Source organism: Pseudomonas frederiksbergensis, from assembly GCF_001874645.1.
GTDB lineage: Bacteria > Pseudomonadota > Gammaproteobacteria > Pseudomonadales > Pseudomonadaceae > Aquipseudomonas > Aquipseudomonas frederiksbergensis_B.
The window spans coordinates 294,913-313,469 of record NZ_CP017887.1; the positions used below are offsets into that span (position 1 = coordinate 294,913).

Below are 18,557 nucleotides of genomic sequence, written 5' to 3' on the forward strand. Positions count from 1 at the left end.
CTAAATTAAAAATATGGAGAAATCAAATCACGTGACGAGGAGTAAACATTCTTTATGTTCGCCCCATAAAAAAAACCTGCCCCTCTAAACGCCCTAAGCACCGGATTAACTTGATAGAAACTCGGATCCGCAGAGTACTTACACGCCCCATCTATCATCGCTGAGAGGGAGCAGCGATATTCAATGCCAAGAGTCGGGTCATATACATATTTCTCACGATCAAACTCGAGCTCAACAACACTGTGCACACGGCCATCATTTGCACTTACATCGTAAACTTTCCACACCGTATTTTTAGGTAACTTACTAACAAAAACTAAAGCATAGTTCCCACAGTGCGCATTTTCGGCAGAAGCAATAAGACGCTCAAGATCATCCAACGACTGCTTGGTGTTATGGGATGCAGAACTAACGCCGACTCCATAATGAAGATTCTTGCTGACGGCACGGGCAAGTCGCCGCGCGGCGGCATTGCCACCGGTTCCTTCCACGGAGTAAATCGGGGTAAACGATCTAAGAAGAAGCCTGCCCTGGCCTTTGCCTTCCAACAATCGAACCCTATAAAATGGATACCTGCTCTGGGGCTTGACGGCGATGTCTGAAAAGAAAAAATTCGAAATACTATATGGATCCCCGACATTAAACTTACCGACAGAAACCTCTCTACTAAATGTCGGACTGGCAGAACCAAAAACCTGAACAAGCGTGCCAACCTCGTCAGCCGAATACCAACCCAAATTGAGACCCACAAGTGAACTATCAGAAGAACTAGAAAAACAGACCGAAGAGGTTTCTAAGCTTTGCGCCGATAGATAGTCATTTAGAGAGTTAGTTTCAAGCGCTTCTGTGCCATACCCTAGATAGTTACCTCCCATAGGACAGTGTACAAAAGCGAACAGGTGAGACGGTACCATGGCGGATTTCGCAGCAGCACTAAGAATTGGTTTCACCTGGCGTAAAATCAAGCGATTTTGCACCCCGCCGTTTAGCACTTTTATATAAAATTTGGAAAAGTCACTTTTATTATCAAATGTAAACTGCGAAGTCGCATAACCACCAACCACAACAACCTTAATTCCGGAGTACTTTTTTAAAAGCTCCCAATGACTGCCCTCACCGCCATCTCTTCCATATATCTCAAGAGACTTCGGCGCCGTTTCTACATCATTCCAAATCACGTCAAGACCAATTACAGATGCATCCCCTTTAACCGACACACAAAGGGACGAGCTTGGCAAGTCAACTGCCGAAAGGTAATCGTTCAAGGTATCTGTTTTTAGAATTTCCACCCCATATCCCTGATAGTAGGTGGCGCCTTCACACCCCTGATAATCCACGTTAACTTTTTGCGAGGCCATCGGTGAGATGCCACTTATCATGCCGACCAGCGAGTACTCATCAAGCGAAATGTAAGGTAAGTTAGAAGTTTCTCTAAAATAAGAATAAGCAGCTTTTTTGAGTGCGGAACGATCACAAGTAGACTCAGAGCATTGGTCATACGCAAGTTTGAACTCTCGACCTGCAGCAGTTGCAAAAGCCGCATCGAGACGGGTCAAAAATTGATCATAGTCCAGCCCGAGGTCCGAAAAAGCGAGCACCGAATACAAGGCGGTTTTCTCGACCCAACCAATATCATCTAGGCGTCCATAATATTTAGCACCAGCGTCCTTTATATCTGCTGATAGCCTCTCAAAATTTACACTTTTACCGATTCCTGAAACTAGCGATTCACCAACCTTCCAAGAGTCGAGATCTATCAGTCTCGGGATCAAGACATCGGGATAACCATCTTTATGAACCACCCCGAGCAATGTCTGAGAACTGGAGGAAAAAATAATATCAACATCACTCTCGGTATACCCCTGAAGAAAATATATATAAGCCCCTGTATTAAAGAGGCTTCCACTATCAGGGATATTGAGAACAGGTCCAGATTTTTTCGGACTGAGGTTACCAAAGCCTAATCGATATGCCTCACCTCTTAACTTGACACTAAATTCTGACATATCGACATAACCCTTCCATTCCTGGCCAAACACGGGGATAGACTTGGTCTCGCCAGCTTCTGGCTTTGACCACCGCTCTTCGGAGAACGAAAGCCTTTCGCTTACATCCATGTCGTCAGAGTTCAGGAAAAGAATTTCACCTCGCATAGATGAAAGAACCATTAACTCCCCGTCTACTGGAACCGCCGCGTAGGGATAGTTGAATAAATTTTCCGAGGGGCCGTTACCTCCAGTGTAACGGATTACGTCTAACGTCGAGGAATTTAAAACACTCACGAACCCCGACTGAGGGTCGGCCACTACCAACTCGTCTTTATTAAGTGAAAATATAGAAGTCGGCCAAATGTACTGAGACTCCATTGGATTCCAACCCAGAGAGCCTTTAGAGTTAATGATTTTCCCTGTCTTGATGTCGATCTCATAAACCTTTCGCTCCGTTAGTCCTGTCGCAAAGACCTTTCCGCCACTAACAGTAACTCCGTGCGCCTGCGCTATTGCCGCGCTCCACTTTTCCTCTTTTGAATCAAGATCAAAAGCGACTATGGTTCCCGCATCATAGTTTGCGGAGATAAGCAGATTAGCGGACTGATCAACCACCACATTCTCAGGCCCTCGAGTATCCACCGACGAGTACTCGCCCTCAATTAAATACTTGCATCCAGCAGCATCCAACGAACCTACCAATATATTGTTTGCTTTGTAATTTGCAACATAAAGCTTCCCATTACCTCCGACAAAAACGCCCGTCGGATTATATGTAATACTCTCCAGAAAGTGCTGTTGATCCTCCGACAACCTCGCTTCTTCTACATCACCAAAAACGCTCTCTGCAGAAACCTTGCAGAGCGAGCCAGCATCACGATCTAAAACAAGCAAACTGACGTAGTTAGCGATCACAAATTTGTTATCGGCTAGCGGAGCAACTGAAACGTAATTATTTTTCGAGTTCAAACCTTGATCATTTGACACTGCCAACAACTTCACTGCCGAGCCAGCTTGCAAAGGCACATATCCGTGTTTCTCTTCCGAGCACCCGGATAAATACCCGACGCACAGCGCAACTACAAAAAAAATACGCCAACTAGTAGTCATAGCACTCTCATTCAACTCAGATTTCACTCAAGGCAAGCGCACTTTCGCGCAAAGCGCTCGTATTTTTCAGGGTGGGGTCAATCAAACGCGTTGTAATTTTTCTAGCAATTTCTGCATCGCATCCCAAAAAATGACGTCTTGTGCCGACCAAGCAAACTCGCTTCTGCGCTGCTCAATCGTCCCGCGCCAATTCGGGAAATCGCCGACAGCGAAGGCCATGTCGATGGCGCGGGCTATCTGCTTGGCGTTGGCCATGGTGGCGGAGTGGCCGAAGCCATTGGCGCGCACGAATCGGTTCAGTTCAGGCGAGTCATTGGCCAAAATCGGCAAGCCGGCCTGAATAAATTCGAACAGTTTGTTCGGGGTGCAATAGTAGGAGTTCAGGTCTACGTGCGGGTACGGAATGATGCCGATGTCCGCCGAGGCGCTGTGTTGCAGTAGTTCGCTCTGCGGCACGGCGGGCAGGAAGTGAATACGTTTACCCAGCAATTTCAGGTGACTGGCTTTGGCTTTGAGTAGGTCGCCAAACGCACCAAAGCCCATCATCACCAGATCGACATCGTTGGTTTTTACGTGGGCCATAGCCTGGATCAGGGTTTCCAGGTTGCGGTGCGGCGCGAAGCCACCCTGGAACAGCAAGATACGCCGCTCGGCCGGCAGGCTCAGCTTCTCACGCAGCAGGTCGTAACGCGCCGCTGGGTCGAAATCGGGCAACGGGTCGATGGCGTTTAGCAGGGTCACCGGCTTGGCAATCTGATAACGACGGGCCATTTCATCGCCGATGGATTCGTTGACGGCGAACACCAGGTCGGCCTTCTTGATGTGCTCGGCTTCGGCTTTGGAGCAGATACGCCGCTGCACGGCGGAGAAGGATTTCTGCTCCGGGTAGAGTTCGTGTGCGTCGTACACCAACGGCACGCCCCAGGCGGCAGCCAGTTCGGCGCCGGCTTCGAGGGCTGGTAAGTCATGCACCTGCACCAAGTCGCTGGGGAATTCCTGGCCATGGCGGACGAACGCATGGCGGAAGGGCAGCGGGTCGTGCATCTCGCGGTTGCGGTAGCGCATCAGCAGGAGCGCTTTGTAGAGCGCCCAGTTGAGGCGGCTGGCGTAGTTGAACAGGCGCTGAAACATGCCCTGGCCGTTGGGGTAGCGATTAGCGCCCCAGTTCAGCACGTCGTTGAAGCTGTATTGCCGCTTCATATAGCCGGTGTAGGTGAGGTTTTCCGGAATGATGAAGTTCAGGCCGATACGGGAGAGCGCAATACCTTCCGGTGTTTGCTCATGATGTGTATCGCCGTCGTGCGATAACGCCAACAACCGCACGGCATGCCCACGGGTAATCAAGGAAACGGCCTGCGCCACAACCCGACGATCTAGGTTCTGATCGTGGCACAGCATTAAAACGTGAGCCATTTTGCTCCTCTCCCTTACTTCTTGTTAACCAGACAAGCCAGTGTGTTCACTGCGATGCCCACCCGGTTTTCCATGTGTTGATCGAGTTGCGCCAACCGGACCTGGTTGGCGTGCAATTGGTCCTTGAGGTGTTGGTTGGTTGCCTCTAGCTCGGAAAGGCGCCCTAGCGCCTCTTGTATCTGGGCTTGCGCTTCTGACGAGCGCTGATGGAAGTACTGGTCTTGCTGTTGCTGCATTTCGATATGGTTTTGCACTTGCCGGGTGAGCGCGTCGCGCTCCGCATCCAGATTTTGCAGTTGTACGATCAAGTGGTCGGTAGCGGCGGCGCGTTGGCTGAAGACGTCGCGTTCGGCGTTAAGATTTTGCACCAGCACCGCGAGACGATCAGCATCAAGAGCACGCTGAAGGAGCGCATCGCGCTCGGCACCGAGATTCTGTACCTGCACTGCCAATCGATCGACTTCTTGAGCGCGATGGAGCAAGGCATCACGCTCGGCAGTGAGGCTCTGCAATTGCACCTGCAGACGATCTGCCTCTACTGCACACTGCAACAGGGCGTCCCGTTCAGCACCGAGGTTCTGCATCTCGACAGCCTGGCGGTTGGCGTCTGCGACCATCACCGACAAGCCGTCGCGCTCAGCGGTCAGGTTCTGAATCAGCACCCGCAACTGGTTCCGCTCGGCGGCCTGCGCTTCGCTGTGCACGAGCGCCGAGTCGCCTTGCAATGCGCTGTCGAAGCAGGCCTGCAGGCCTTCGAGCACCTGAGCAGGTGTGGGTACGACAGCGGTCATGCTGGGGCTTAGGGTCGCTGGGTCGAACCACAGCGCCTGGGTAACTTGCACGTACAGCGGCTGCGGGGTATCGCTCACTTGCAGGTAGCGGCAGGCGTTTTCGTCACTGGCAACCCAGAGTACATCGGGCGCATGGCCGAGTTGCACGCTGGCGAATGGCTCGGCGTTGCCGCAGGAGGCGAGCACGCCGTAGTAGCCCGCCACCGGTGCGCGGGGCAGTTGATGCGTGCTGTGGGCCTGGCCGTCTTCCAGTACGCAGCCATCGAACAGGCTGCCGATGCTGTCTTCGAGCATCAGTTGCAGCGCGCCGTGACTACCAGATTGACGGCTTACCCGCAGCGTCGGCGCGGCATCGAACAGCGGAAACTGCAGGCGCCAACGGCCGTCGGCACTGGCTACCCGTTGGGCAACCTGACAAAACGCGCGCAAATCAGCGATGGGGGGGGTAGTTGAAATCGACTCTGGACGCGGGCAGCGATCTCGCCTCGGCCAAGCGCGGCGGCGGCAGCGTGAGCTCCGCGTTATCACGTTGGAAAATCACCAGAATTTCACTGTGGCTGCGGCAATAGCGTTGCTTGGCCAGGGCCGGGTACAGCTGTTTGGCCAAGGCCTGGGCCAGCAGCGACTGCAGCGGTTGCTCGGGCGCTGCGGCATGCCCGCCGCTGCCGCAGTGTGGGCAAATAGCCAGATCCCAGCCCGACCACTCGCCCAGGGCATTGCGGCGCAAATGGGTTTCCGGCGGCAGCATGGCGCTCCATGGTTCGCCCGACAGTACCGTCGCGCGCACGTGCCAGCCGGCTGGTGCACGGCGGTGCAGGTCAGCGATGTCGTAGCGACGCTGGTGCCAGTTGACATGGTAGGTCTCGCCACAGTCGGCGCAACGAGCGGTGGCATCCAGCAACTCTTCGCGAAACGGCACTGCCACCAGCACCGCTTCGCCGGCGACGCGAAACAGCTCACTCCAGGCGACAGCCTCTACGGCGTCGGGCATATGTTCCAGAGTGTCGGTGCTCATCACCAGGTCGAACGCCGCACGGGGAAACGGCAGTGCCTGGGCATCGCCCAATACGCTGTGAAATGGCAGGCGTGAAAGCGCTTCGGCGCTGCTGTCAAGGCCGACTATTTTCGGTGCGCCGGGGGCGGCCAGGCGACTGGTCAATTTGCCGTCGCCGCAGCCAACGTCCAGCACCGAGTCGATACCGGCGGGCCAGAAGTCTCGAATGGCTTGCGCCAGATTGCGCTGGCCGGTCTGCAGGGCTTGGTCCCAGACTTGGGCTTCGCCGTATAGGCGTGTGTCTTGACTCACGACAGCAACTCCCAATGCACGGGTTGATTGACCACGCCGATCTGTACATGAATGCCAGAGGGCGGCAGTACTTTCAGGGCGTGGCAACGGTCATGCAGATCGTAAGAGGACGGTTCCACCGCCGAGGCCAGGTTCAACTCGCGGAACAGGGCCACCGATACCAAGTAGTCCCCTGGCCCCAGCAACAAGGGCGCGAAGTCGACGCGTACCCCACCTTTGCCTTCCAGTTGCGCGAAACGCTGGCCGCTCAGGCTGGCGATTACTTGCATCACGCAGGTGCCGTCCGGGCGGTAGATGGCTACTACGGGAATCGGATCGAGCACCGCCTGGCTGGCATCGAAGGCGATCACGGCAAAAGCTGGCTCGCCGGTAATCAAAGTGTGGCGGCGGGCGCCTACTGCGTCGAAGAAACCAAAACCGGTGATCCGTACTTCGCCGCTGCCGTAGCGGTCGTCACTGCTCAGTTCCTGCAGGTCGGCGAGCAGTTCGTCGCGCAGGTTGCGGCCCAAGCTGAACTCGGTTTGCAGAGCCACGCGCAGGTTGGTCCAGACCTCGTCGTTGCCGGCCACTATTTCCGCCAGCGGGCAATACACGCCCTGCTCGGGATCGTATTGTTCGAGCAGCACCGGATGGCTTTCGCTTTGGCGCACGTACAGTTGCACCCAAGCACCGTCCGGCACGACGTCGGGCCAAGCCAATTGCAATGGGGCGTGCTGGTAACGCCCACCGAAGTCGCCGAACGCCCAGCAAGCGGCGTTCGGCGGCAAGGCGGCGCGCTGCCAGTTCATAAACTGAGGGTCGACGATCAAGTGGGAGCCGCACGCCTGTGCACCGGCCATATCGATGCTGCCCAACTGCCCGCTGGCGTCGCCATAGTTGACGGCAGCCACCAGCAACGGTTGCGTCGGTACTGCGCCGTCTCGGCCTACCAACCGCAGCAGGCTGGTTTGCCCGCCAGCGGCGGTCAGCGCCGACACCTGCCCACGGGTGAGCGACATGCTTTTGGCGCTCACGCGGCGCTCTTCTTCGTCGCGGATGCTGGCCAGGTAGGCCTTGCTCACTGGTAGTAACAGACCGTCCTGACGAATGCGTCCACCTTCCAGCCAGATGCCGCGGTCACAGAGCATTTGCACCGAACTAATGTCGTGGGAGACAAACACAATGGTGGCGCCCTGGCTGGTCAGCGCTTTCATGCGCTGGATGCACTTACCGAGAAAGTAAGCATCCCCGGCGCCGAGAATCTCGTCGATGATCAGCACTTCGGGGGTAATAGTGGTGGCCACGGCAAAGGCCAGACGGGCGTACATACCCGCCGAGTACTCCTTCACCGGGCGCAGCAGAAAGCTGTCCAGTTCGGTGAAGTCGGCGATTTCTTCGATGCATGCATCGACTCGCGAGGGCTCAATGCCCTGGTAAGCGAGCGCCGAGCGGATGTTTTCCAACCCGCTGAAGTCCGGGTGAAAGCCGGTTCCTAGGGTCATCAACGCTTGCACCTGGCCGTTGACGCGGATCTGCCCGGCGTCGGCGCGCATCTGCCCAGCGATTAATCGCAGCAGCGTGCTTTTTCCGGCGCCGTTGCGGCCGATCAGGGCTACTTTTTCGCCACGGGCGATGTTCAGGTTAATATCGGCCAGCGCCTGAAACAGGTCGTAGCGGCGCTTGGACACCGGCCAGCCCAAGGCATCCAACGCGCGCCAGCCGGGATGCTGAAAGCGGCGGAACGTCTTGCTGACATCAGCAAGGGAAATCGCGCAGTCGGAAATGGTTGGCATCAGGCGTGGTCAGCAAACAAGGGTTTGAGGCGCAGGATAAGTGCCCCGCCAAGGGTGAACAACACGCAGGCAAACAAGGCAAACAGACCGAGCTGTTCCAGCGGTACTTCACCTCGCATCAGACAGGCACGATACAACTCCATCAGCCAGGCCAACGGGTTTAACAACAGCAAAGCCTTGAGACCTTCTGGCACCATGTTGGCGGTATAACCGATGGGCGAAACCATCATCAGAAACAGCACCAGAATCGGGATGGCTTGCTGCAGGTCGCGGAAAAAAACCGTGAGTGTCGCAGTAATCCAGACCAGCCCCAGCACCATCATGATTTGCAGCAGGTAGATTACCGGCACCAGCAAGTGGGTCCAGTGCGAGCCGTGGTAATGCAGTACGGCGCCCCACAGCAAGAGCATCCCCATGCCCATGGTGGTGTGGCCGATTAGCACTTCACGGGCCACCACCAACTCGATAGGAAACAGGGTGTTCATCAGCAGGTCGCGGCTGGCAACGACGCTGGTGGTGCCGGTGCCAAACGCCTCGGCAAACGCCAGAAACGGCACCAGGCCACTGAACACCACCAAGATGTAATCCATGGTGCCCAGGCCCGGGATACGCACTTGCAGAATCTGCACGAACACCAGGCTGTACATGCTCAGAAATAGCAGTGGATACAGCAGTAGCCACAGCACGCCCAAGGCATTGCCGCTGGTACGTTTCTTCAAGCCTTGCAACACGGTGGCGTAAAGAATACGTCGATGTCTGAGCAAGCTGGCCAGGGCACCCATGTTCAACCTTCTTTCAGCAGTTCTTCGAGGATGAGACGGCTGGCGAAAGCCGAGCCATAGGGCGAGATCAGATCATCGGCACGGCCATCGGCGAGGTTTGTGAACGCGTTAATGATCCGTTCATAAGACGCACCCACCAGTTGGTTCCAGCCCAACTCGACGGTCTCTACCCACTCGGTTTCATCGCGCATGGTGATGCATGGCACTCGGTAAAAAAAGGCTTCTTTTTGCACGCCACCGGAGTCGGTGAGAATCACCTTAGCGGTTTGTTCCAGAGCGACCATATCGAGAAACGCCAACGGCTCGACCACGCTCAGCGGCTCGAGCAGGTGTTCTAGCTCAAAGCCGCCAATCAGCTTACGGGTGCGCGGATGCAGCGGCAGCACCACCGGCAGTTCACAGGCGATGTTGGCTAGGGCGCGGAGAATGTCGGTCAGGCGTTCACGTGAGTCGGTGTTCTCGGCACGGTGACAGGTGGCCAGGGCAAAGCCCTTCTCGCTTAGCCTCAGGATGCTGAGAATTTTGCTGTTGTCGCGGGCACGGTCGCGGTAGTACTGCGCCACATCGAACATCACGTCGCCAACGTTGTGCACGCCCCGATTCAAGCCTTCACGCGCCAGGTTATCGACGGCCAGTTGCGTCGGGCACAGCAGCAGGGTGGACACGCGGTCGGCCAGAATGCGGTTGACCTCTTCGGGCATGCGCATATTGAACGAACGCAGCCCGGCTTCTACGTGAGCGACCGGAATATGCAGTTTGGCTGCTGCCAACGCGCCAGCCAGCGTAGAATTGGTGTCGCCGTAGACCAGCACCCAGTCAGGCTTCTCGTCCAGCAATATCTGCTCAATGCCTTCAAGCATCCTACCGGTCATCACCCCATGGGTGCCCCCGGAGGCTTCCAGGTTGTATTTTGGTGCCGGGATCTCCATCGCATCGAAAAATATTTGGGACATATTCGGGTCATAGTGCTGGCCGGTGTGCACCATCACTTCTTCGATCTTGCCTGGGTGCTTGAGAATTTCCCTCGAAACAGCGGCCGCCTTGATGAACTGCGGGCGAGCACCAACGATAGTGACGATTTTGCAGGTCATACAGATAAACTCGCTTTCAGGGCGTTAACGACAAGCGTCTGGGTGGTCTCGTCGAGATACGGGTGCATAGGTAAGCTCATGACTTCACTAGCCACCAGATCGCCGACGGGCAAAATCGCCGATGCGTCGGCCACGGCCGGCTGGCGGTTCAACGGAATGGGGTAATGCACAGCAGTCGGCACACCAGTTTGCTGCAACTGCTGCTGCACGTGCTCACGGTTACTGACACGCACTGTGTATTGGGCCCAGGCGCTGGTGTTGTACGCTTGTACTTGAGGCGTGGTGGTGATGCCTTGCGCTTGCAGCAGCTGGTCATAACGACTGGCAGCGGCTTGGCGCAGTTCCAATTCCTCGGCAAATATTTCTAACTTGGGAAGCAGGATGGCCGCTTGCAGGGTGTCCAACCGGCTGTTCACGCCCACACGAATATGGTGGTAACGACGGTCTTGTCCGTGACGGGCGATCTGGCGCAATGCCACAGCCAATGCATCATTATTGGTAAACAGCGCTCCACCGTCGCCGTAGCAGCCCAATGGCTTGCTGGGGAAAAAGCTGGTACAGGCGATCGGGGTCAGGCTGCAGGAGCGGCGACCTTTATAGGTGGCCCCAAAGCTTTGCGCGGCATCTTCGATCACGGTGATGCCATGGCGGCTGGCGACAAGGTTGATGGCGTCAAAGTCTGCGCACTGGCCGTACAGCGACACCGGGATGATGGCGCGGGTCTTGGTCGTGATTGCCGCTTCCAGCAGGGCCGGATCGAGGTTGTAGGTGTGCGGTTCGATATCGACATACACCGGTTTGGCGCCGAGCAAGGCGACCGTTTCGGCGGTGGCGATATAGGTAAAACCGGGGGTGATCACTTCATCGCCAGGGCCGACGCCAATGGCCATCAAGGCGATCTGCAGAGCGTCAGTACCGTTGGCCACACTGATGCAGTGTTTTACCCCGACGAAGGCCCCCAGCTTGCTTTCCAACTCGGCTACTTCCGGGCCGAGAATGTACTGACCGTGGGCCAGTACACCGGCAATGCCGGCATCGATACGCGCTCTGAGGCGCGCCTGTTGGGTTTTCAGGTCGATGAATTCGATCATGCTGCCGGTTCCCTGCTTAGCGTTTCGCCCTGTAGGACGTACCGCGCACCGGTGTGTTCGCAAAGAGCGCTGCCTTCGCCATTGATGGGCAGCGGCAATTGCTCGCCGTACTCGCTCATCCAGCCGATCTGCTTGCCGGGCACGCCCACTACTAGGGCGTAGGCCGGTACGTTTTTGTTGACCACCGCACCGGCACCGACAAAGGCAAACTCACCAATGGTGACGCCGCACACGATGGTGCAGTTAGCCCCCAGCGTGGCGCCCTTGCCTACCAGCGTGTTGCGGTATTCGGCTTTGCGCTCGATCAGCGAGCGCGGGTTGTAAACGTTGGTGAAGACCATGCTCGGGCCACAGAACACACCGTCGCCGAGGGTGACGTTGTCGTACACCGAGACATTATTCTGAATCTTCACGTCGTCGCCGATCACCACTTTGTTGCCGATGAAAACGTTTTGCCCCAACGAGCAACCCTTGCCGATACGGGCACCCGCGCAAACGTGAACAAAATGCCAGACGCGACTACCGTCACCGATCTGCGCGCCCTCATCGACGACTGTGCTGGGATGAACCTGATAAGCCATAGCTGCCTCAGCGCAACAGACGAGTGATGTACGGATGCCCTTCGCCATCGCGGGCGGTAACCGGCTGCACGGAGCGGATCACATCAACGGTTTCGACGCAGTGGCGGGCATCCTCGATGCCAGAGCCTTTGCCGTCGAGAATCGCCTGATAGCTGACGGTGTGCAGGTCGGTGAAACCTTCGGAAAACTCGACCTCCTGGCCATCGACGGTGATCGAGCGGTAGGTCGGTTTCTTACCTTTCACGGCGTCTGGCAGGTCGTTGGCATCGATCGACAGGAACCAGCGCACGCGGGCCTTCTCATACTCCAGGTAACCGGCAGCCTTGTGCTCGCAGCTGTAATGCACGACGTTGCGCTGCAACTTGCCGAAGATGAAATGCAGCATGTCGTAGAAATGCACACCGATATTGGTGGCCACGCCAAACGACTTGCGTGGGTCACCCTTCCAACTCTCCATGTACCACTTGCCGCGCGAGGTAATGTAGGTCAGCTCGACCTCATGCTTGTGCGCAGCGGCACCGACCTGCACGCGGTCTTTAAGATCGATGATCGCCTGGTGGTGACGCAACTGCAGAATGTTCCACAGGCGGCGGTCGGTTTCACGCTCAGTCAATTCCAGGTCGTCGAGCATGTACGGGCTCGGCACCAGCGGTTTTTCGCAGATTACGTCGCAGCCCAGGCGCAGGCCGGCATTGATGTGCGGGTGGTGCAGGTAGTTGGGGCTGCACACCGAGACAATATCCAGGGCCTGACCAGGTTGGCGCTTCAGCGCCCAGGCATGGTCATAGAAGCGCTCGAACTCAGTGAAGAACTCGCTTTGCGGCGAGAGACTGTCGATGATCCCCACCGAGTCATTGATGTCATAGGCGCTGACCAGATCATTGCCAGTGTCCTTGATGGCACGCATGTGGCGCGGGGCGATGTAGCCGGCCGCACCGATAAGAGCGAAGCGTTTCACAGAAAGTCCTCTAAAAAACTTTTAGCTACACAAGGCATGAACTATCCGGAAGAGCAAAAAAGCAGTGACTCACGCACTCTTAATCTATCTCCGTGCAGATCTTGCCTTGAGTGGCAGACCGTCAGGCCTTAATGATGTGCTCAGAAGGCGCGCGATACTTTCCGCGGCTGTCGACAATGAGGCGCGCCTTCGACCGGATAAGTTCGTAATCAAATCTGTCATGATCAGTTGCCAACACCACGGCATCGAAGGAGACCAAGTTTTCTGCTGTTAGCGGCTCGCTGGAAAGCTCGAAATGATGCTCGCGCATCTTAGGGAATACCAGGACGTGAGGGTCGCTGTAGGCCACGATGCCACCCTTAGCCTCAATCATCTCCATAATTTCCACGGAAGGCGACTCACGCATGTCATCTACGTTCTTCTTGTAGGCGATACCCAACACCAGCACGCGACTGCCCTTGAGCGCCTTGCCATGGTTGTTCAAACCATCCATGAGCTTACCAACCACGTACTCAGGCATGGCCTTGTTGACCTCGCCCGAAAGCTCAATGAAACGGGTATGCAAGCCGTACTCACGCGCCTTCCAAGTTAGATAGAAGGGGTCAATGGGAATGCAGTGACCACCGAGTCCTGGCCCCGGATAGTAGGCGGTAAAACCGAAGGGCTTGGTGGCGGCAGCATCAACAACTTCAAAGATATCGATGCCCATGCAGTCAGCCACCACTTTCATCTCGTTAACCAGGCCGATATTGACCGCGCGATGGATATTCTCCAGCAACTTGGTCAGCTCGGCAGCCTTGGTAGAGCTGACAGGAACCACCCGATCGATAGCCTGCTCATAGAGCGCGATACCGACCTGCAGGCAGTTCGACGTATGGCCGCCGATAACTTTTGGAATGGTTCGCGTTTCAAAACTGGGATTACCTGGATCTTCACGCTCAGGCGAGTAAACCAAGAAGATATTCTCGCCCACCGTAAGGCCGCCCTCCTGAACGCGGGGCAGTAACTCTTCCTCAGTTGTACCCGGGTAGGTAGTGCTTTCCAGTGAAACCACCTGCCCCGCGCGCAGATAAGGCTTGATCGCATTGGTGGTGTCGATCACGAAGCTCATATCCGGCTCGCGATACTTGTTCAGCGGAGTCGGTACACAGAGAATCAGCGCATCGCACTCACTGACTCGACGGAAGTCAGTGGTCGCCTCGAAGCCGGATGCACGAGCTTTGCTGATGCGCTCACAGGCAATGTGCTCAATGTAGCTCTGACCAGCATTGAGCTTGGCGACTTTATCGACATCAATGTCGATACCGAGCACACGATAACCTATAGCGTTGTAGCGAAGCATCAGCGGCAGACCGACATATCCAAGCCCTACAATACCAACAACAGCTTCCTTACTTTTATACTTGAGAATACTTGACAACTGGCAACTGGCAACTGGCAACTGGCAACTGGCAACTGGCAACATGACTGGTAACATGACTTGCTTCGCCAGCATCCATCCAAAACGCTCCATAAACTCAAAGAAAAAATCCAAATTTCTTGCAGGGCGGCGGTAAAAACGCCTTGTAAAACGCCCGCAGGGGCTGCCTCGCTCATTGACCGTGGCCAGCGCATCTCAGCACTAAGCGAGCAAGGCTGCGGCACTGACCAGCAATCAACCAGTGAAAAACAATGAAAAGTTATCAAGACAGCAAGAGCGGCCCTCACACTCTATCTGCTCTACATTGGCGGATGAAGCTTCAGGCATCCGTCTTGAGAAGATCGCCCTCTGACGACGGTACTCTGCATTGCCCCACCCACTTGCCGACTCGTACTTTCACACATATCACAGTGATGTCGGACGGACGCTTCTGGCTGCACCGCCAATGGACACAACGCCGCCGCGCGCCCACCCAATCTCACAGCAATTGAGGCTGAGTTGAGTACGACTTACACTTGGCGGCGCCGAGATCCGCCGGCTCGCTCAGTACGAGCTGATCTGGTCTATAGTCAGTGGATTAGCCAAGTCAGGGGCTCAACAATGACAACACTAGACGAGCAATTAGAGAAGGCATTCATAATAGCCTCCTTCACTGCAAATCGCTTTCTCGTCGACCATATGCGACGGGCCTCACACGAGCTAAATCTTGACTTGGAGTCCCTAATAATTCTGGGGGTTTTAGCTCATGCAAATATATCGACTTCCATAATTCCAGGACAGTCTTACAAAAAACAAATGCCAATCTCGATCAACCCGATCAGGACAAGCGACATATCAGCAATATGCAACATCCCAAAAGAAACAACACGTCGAAAACTGAAAAAACTAAAAGACAGGGGGATTATAAACAGGAACCATGAAGGCCTCTGGCTCATCAACCCTATCGGCATTGATGAAAAAACCAGATTATTCACCAAAGAAATGATCAAGCGACTACTACAAACAGCCAAAAACATTGAAGCCATACTAGCGAGTCAGTAGGCAAACTGTAGTGACAGTAACTTTCACAGATAGCGACACACACCAACTTACGCGACACTAACCGAAAGTAAACAAGTCACCCCACACACCTTGAAACTGCTATTTAACCTATCACTCAGCGCTTACCCCAAAGCAGCGCGTGCGTACAAGCTCCTTAACATAGAAGCAATTGCCCTCATCTCCTGAATAAATATTAATATAGGTTAACTCACCACCCACTTTCAAATAATAGACCTGACTGAAAGCATCATCATCACCGTCAAATGCCGGTGACAACTTCGTGATTGGCTCCGACCTTGCAGAGACCGTACGAGAAATGAAGTCACCGCCCATACGGCCGACAACCTCGCGATAGGCAGACCTAGACCAACCCCAACTTTTTTGGAACTCCAAAAGGCCGGTCTTAAAAAAATTTATCCTTGAGGCCATTTTCACCTCATCGCCTGTACTTAGAATCATCTTGCCTTGGGCAAAAAAGCTACCAGATACTCGACTGTGATAGTTATTATAAAAAACACCAACGTTAAGCATGATCAATACTGCCAGAAAAACCCCTAGCAACCCACAGACTTTAAACCGCTTTATCGCAAGCATTCGGTAAACTCCTGCTCGGCGAGAAGATCAACCCTTGATGCATGAACATAGAAGGCTCCTGCCTTTCCTTCAGCCGAGAGACAGCTAATTTCATAGAAATCATGCATCTTGCTGAAAACAACGACGGCGCCCTGAACAGGCATCTCGGAAAGTTTAGCAATCGAAACCTTAAATCGCTCCCTCAGCCCCTCCGTGCCCCTTCCTCCATCGCCGACATAGATAAATCGGTTACCGTTCACAATTTCGCCCTGGAAATCAGGTCTTTTTAAAAATAACAATTCATAGTCGATTTGCCCATTTAGCAAAAACAACTGAAATAAACACAAAGCGCCCAACAAGGCCTCTTTCCATCTAGAGAAAGAACCAAACACAACTGGCTGCAGCGCAGGCAGGACTGCTGACTCGGCCACAACAAGTTCACTCAATTCAACCACCGGCTCTCCCAGCAAGTATTCCGGATTAAACATATAGCCTCTACGGGGTACTGTCTGTATAACACTTTTGGATATTTCGTCATCCAGCACCTCACGAACCAATTTTATCGACTGGTTAAGATTGTTCTGCGAGACAACCCGGCCACTCCAAGCGTACCGAAGAATTTCTTCACGCTCGACCATTACACCCGCTTTAGAAATTAGCAACTCCAATAGCCTAGAAGAGGTATAGCCCAAGTCTATTTTTTCCAGTCCGCCTGCACCGACAACCCTTATCACCATCTGCGCCGGATAGAATTTAATTTTTCGGGCGTCTGATAGCGGGCTTTTAATAATAATTTCCTGAGTACTCATCACTGCACTTCAAATTTATTGGTATCATCCAGTCGCGCGACTGGAATATTACTGCCTGCATCGCGTCCAGCGCTCGCTGTCACGATGCCAATGAACTGCTCTGCAGGCATCGGTTTAAAATAGTAATAGCCCTGTGCATACTTAACCCCTACATCCAGCAGTGGATTGACCTGCTCGCGCCCTTCAATGCCCTCAGCAATCACAACAAGATCAAGGGAACGTGCGATTCTGATAATGTGCCACCACATAGTGTCTGCAGAGTACATTTTATCTAGAGTAACAAAAGACTTGTCGATCTTGATAATATCAACCGGCAGCCGCTCCAAATAAGCCAGGTTAGAACTTCCCGCACCAAAATCATCAAGCGCAATCTTGTAACCCAAATCATGAAGATAATAAAGTTGCGCTTGTGCTGACTCCCCAGCAACAGTGAAGGATTCGGTAATTTCAAACACGAACTGCGCGGGACGAATCTCAAATCTCAATAAAATATTATGTAATTTCTTGGCTATATCAGGCGCAGCTAGGGCTACGCTCGACAGATTGATCGACACATATTTGTTCTCCGTACACGAGAGCAACACCGACATATCTTTGGCAACTTGCTCACAGCACCATTCAGTCAACTCCACGATCATCCCATTGGCCTCGGCCAATGGGATGAACTCAACCGGCGATATCGAACGATCATCTAGGGTCCAGCGCATCAGCGCTTCAGCGCCCATGACCTCGCCACTGCGCATGTCCACGATCGGCTGATAGAACATCTGCAACTGACTCTCTTTCAAGGCGTTCTTCAACTTTGCCCGTAGAGAAAACTTCAGCCGATAGACCCGGCTGACGGTATAAACCAGCAGAAAAAAGAGCGCTGCCAAGGTGCCCACGCACAAGAGAAGCAGCCAGCCCCAGACCGTTTTGTAATACGCAGCAGGTACGGAGATAAGCGCTACCAGATCACTCCACTTGACCGGGTAGGCATAGAACACAGCATCCTGGGTGCGCACTATCGTCTCGGGGGTTGCGACAGCCTCCGCGGAATAGTCGATGGCATGATTGGCCAATACGGGCACCGGCTTGCCGCGCTCGAACAGCGCAAAGGAAACATTTTTGTCCAGCGCAAGGGCATCCAGCAGGATGCCCTTATTGATCCGCACATGAACCCGATTTTCCCTGATCAGAATCTCTCCGGCATCCAGGGTCGCACCGACCCCAGCATTGAACCAGTAAGTTCTGGTCGTACCGTTGCCATTGACCGGATACCCCGCATGACTCTGCTCGAAGGCAAACGCACTTAGCCCCCCGGACTCCGACCCATACGAGCTGCACAGCCCTCCGCCATCCACTTTCAATGCTGTTTCATAGATAAAGCGATTGGCGTCGACCAATGCAGCCTGGGTCAGGAACACCTCTTTACGACAAGCATTGCCTTGCTCTTGATTAAATATATCAAGATCATGCAATTGCTCAAACACTCTGGAAATCTGATTACGCATCTCCACCAGCTGACTGGCATTAAAGCTGCGCGTGCGTTCAAAAAGATGAGTAAAGTAATGACCTACCAGATACTCAGTCAGTGCAATCGATACAGCCAAAACCATACACCCACCGAGCGACGCTAATAACACTTTGTTATTAAACCCCTCATCACCAAGAAGCCATTTCACAAATCAACACCCACGCACACAAGAGGAGAGCTGGAATCATCCGGGGCGCGGGCAAAAATTAAAAATTAATTGGTGTGATTTTCAGTGAGCGCAGATTAATCGCCGTGAATTCGCCCCTCTTACGCACCCACCTATAACTCGTTTCTATAGACTGCCCTGAGATGCGG

At 54.2% G+C, this 18,557-nt stretch carries 15 protein-coding genes; 1 reads left to right on the forward strand and 14 read right to left on the reverse strand.

What is annotated here, in order from left to right:
• Positions 1–5: 5 nt before the first annotated feature.
• The 11 genes from BLL42_RS28820 to wbpA all read right to left on the reverse strand — a co-directional run bounded on the left by BLL42_RS28820 (position 6) and on the right by wbpA (position 14,348).
• The gene (locus tag BLL42_RS28820) at positions 6–3,098 is read right to left on the reverse strand and encodes an NHL repeat-containing protein (protein ID WP_071556089.1); all 3,093 of its coding nucleotides are present in this window, start codon (positions 3,096–3,098) and stop codon (positions 6–8) included.
• A gap of 81 nt (positions 3,099–3,179) precedes the next feature.
• On the reverse strand, positions 3,180–4,511 hold the full coding sequence (locus tag BLL42_RS28825; RefSeq protein ID WP_081427392.1) for a glycosyltransferase: 1,332 nt from the start codon (positions 4,509–4,511) through the stop codon (positions 3,180–3,182).
• Positions 4,512–4,525: 14 nt separating this feature from the next.
• Complete coding sequence (locus tag BLL42_RS28830; protein WP_071556091.1) at positions 4,526–5,731, reverse strand: synaptonemal complex protein 1; 1,206 nt, start codon at positions 5,729–5,731, stop codon at positions 4,526–4,528.
• Between the two features lies 1 nt (position 5,732).
• Positions 5,733–6,608, reverse strand: coding sequence for a class I SAM-dependent methyltransferase (locus BLL42_RS28835; protein WP_071556092.1), 876 nt, complete (start codon positions 6,606–6,608; stop codon positions 5,733–5,735).
• The gene (locus BLL42_RS28840; RefSeq protein ID WP_071556093.1) at positions 6,605–8,380 is read right to left on the reverse strand and encodes an ABC transporter ATP-binding protein; all 1,776 of its coding nucleotides are present in this window, start codon (positions 8,378–8,380) and stop codon (positions 6,605–6,607) included. The genes BLL42_RS28835 and BLL42_RS28840 overlap by 4 nt, the downstream gene beginning before the upstream one ends.
• The gene (locus BLL42_RS28845; protein ID WP_071556094.1) at positions 8,380–9,162 is read right to left on the reverse strand and encodes an ABC transporter permease; all 783 of its coding nucleotides are present in this window, start codon (positions 9,160–9,162) and stop codon (positions 8,380–8,382) included. The genes BLL42_RS28840 and BLL42_RS28845 overlap by 1 nt, the downstream gene beginning before the upstream one ends.
• 2 nt (positions 9,163–9,164) lie before the next feature.
• Positions 9,165–10,253 (reverse strand): non-hydrolyzing UDP-N-acetylglucosamine 2-epimerase, encoded by a 1,089-nt coding sequence (gene wecB, locus BLL42_RS28850; RefSeq protein WP_071556095.1) that lies wholly within the window; start codon positions 10,251–10,253, stop codon positions 9,165–9,167.
• The gene (locus tag BLL42_RS28855) at positions 10,250–11,344 is read right to left on the reverse strand and encodes a DegT/DnrJ/EryC1/StrS family aminotransferase (RefSeq protein WP_071556096.1); all 1,095 of its coding nucleotides are present in this window, start codon (positions 11,342–11,344) and stop codon (positions 10,250–10,252) included. The genes wecB and BLL42_RS28855 overlap by 4 nt, the downstream gene beginning before the upstream one ends.
• Positions 11,341–11,925, reverse strand: a complete 585-nt coding sequence (locus BLL42_RS28860) for an acyltransferase (protein ID WP_071556097.1) — start codon at positions 11,923–11,925, stop codon at positions 11,341–11,343. The genes BLL42_RS28855 and BLL42_RS28860 overlap by 4 nt, the downstream gene beginning before the upstream one ends.
• 7 nt (positions 11,926–11,932) lie before the next feature.
• Positions 11,933–12,883 carry a Gfo/Idh/MocA family protein gene (locus BLL42_RS28865; RefSeq protein WP_071556098.1) on the reverse strand — a complete coding sequence of 317 codons (951 nt, stop codon included), beginning with the start codon at positions 12,881–12,883 and terminating at the stop codon, positions 11,933–11,935.
• A 121-nt stretch (positions 12,884–13,004) separates the two neighbouring features.
• Positions 13,005–14,348 carry a UDP-N-acetyl-D-glucosamine 6-dehydrogenase gene (wbpA, locus tag BLL42_RS28870; RefSeq protein WP_071556159.1) on the reverse strand — a complete coding sequence of 448 codons (1,344 nt, stop codon included), beginning with the start codon at positions 14,346–14,348 and terminating at the stop codon, positions 13,005–13,007.
• Between the two features lie 555 nt (positions 14,349–14,903).
• Here wbpA and BLL42_RS28875 point away from each other — a divergent pair.
• On the forward strand, positions 14,904–15,344 hold the full coding sequence (locus BLL42_RS28875) for a DeoR family transcriptional regulator (protein WP_071556099.1): 441 nt from the start codon (positions 14,904–14,906) through the stop codon (positions 15,342–15,344).
• Positions 15,345–15,455: 111 nt separating this feature from the next.
• Here the strand turns inward: BLL42_RS28875 and BLL42_RS28880 are convergent, their stop codons facing one another.
• The 3 genes from BLL42_RS28880 to BLL42_RS28890 are packed head-to-tail and all read right to left on the reverse strand — an operon-like array spanning position 15,456 to position 18,390.
• Positions 15,456–15,938 (reverse strand): hypothetical protein, encoded by a 483-nt coding sequence (locus tag BLL42_RS28880; RefSeq protein WP_071556100.1) that lies wholly within the window; start codon positions 15,936–15,938, stop codon positions 15,456–15,458.
• Entirely contained in the window at positions 15,926–16,726 is an 801-nt protein-coding gene (locus tag BLL42_RS28885; RefSeq protein WP_071556101.1) for a winged helix-turn-helix domain-containing protein, read from the reverse strand. The genes BLL42_RS28880 and BLL42_RS28885 overlap by 13 nt, the downstream gene beginning before the upstream one ends.
• Positions 16,726–18,390 carry an EAL domain-containing protein gene (locus BLL42_RS28890; RefSeq protein ID WP_129587045.1) on the reverse strand — a complete coding sequence of 555 codons (1,665 nt, stop codon included), beginning with the start codon at positions 18,388–18,390 and terminating at the stop codon, positions 16,726–16,728. Before BLL42_RS28890 ends, BLL42_RS28885 begins: the two co-directional genes overlap by 1 nt.
• Between the last annotated feature and the right edge of the window lie 167 nt (positions 18,391–18,557).

What these genes read in the sequence shown, in the direction of transcription:
- BLL42_RS28820 (WP_071556089.1), bottom strand. Translation starts at nt 3,098, where the DNA reads ATGACTACTAGTTGGCGTATTTTTTTTGTAGTTGCGCTGTGCGTCGGG.
- BLL42_RS28825 (WP_081427392.1), bottom strand. Translation starts at nt 4,511, where the DNA reads ATGGCTCACGTTTTAATGCTGTGCCACGATCAGAACCTAGATCGTCGG.
- BLL42_RS28840 (WP_071556093.1), bottom strand. Translation starts at nt 8,380, where the DNA reads ATGCCAACCATTTCCGACTGCGCGATTTCCCTTGCTGATGTCAGCAAG.
- BLL42_RS28845 (WP_071556094.1), bottom strand. Translation starts at nt 9,162, where the DNA reads ATGGGTGCCCTGGCCAGCTTGCTCAGACATCGACGTATTCTTTACGCC.
- wecB (WP_071556095.1), bottom strand. Translation starts at nt 10,253, where the DNA reads ATGACCTGCAAAATCGTCACTATCGTTGGTGCTCGCCCGCAGTTCATC.
- BLL42_RS28855 (WP_071556096.1), bottom strand. Translation starts at nt 11,344, where the DNA reads ATGATCGAATTCATCGACCTGAAAACCCAACAGGCGCGCCTCAGAGCG.
- BLL42_RS28860 (WP_071556097.1), bottom strand. Translation starts at nt 11,925, where the DNA reads ATGGCTTATCAGGTTCATCCCAGCACAGTCGTCGATGAGGGCGCGCAG.
- wbpA (WP_071556159.1), bottom strand. Translation starts at nt 14,348, where the DNA reads ATGTTGCCAGTTGCCAGTTGCCAGTTGCCAGTTGCCAGTTGCCAGTTG.
- BLL42_RS28875 (WP_071556099.1), top strand. Translation starts at nt 14,904, where the DNA reads ATGACAACACTAGACGAGCAATTAGAGAAGGCATTCATAATAGCCTCC.
- BLL42_RS28880 (WP_071556100.1), bottom strand. Translation starts at nt 15,938, where the DNA reads ATGCTTGCGATAAAGCGGTTTAAAGTCTGTGGGTTGCTAGGGGTTTTT.
- BLL42_RS28885 (WP_071556101.1), bottom strand. Translation starts at nt 16,726, where the DNA reads ATGAGTACTCAGGAAATTATTATTAAAAGCCCGCTATCAGACGCCCGA.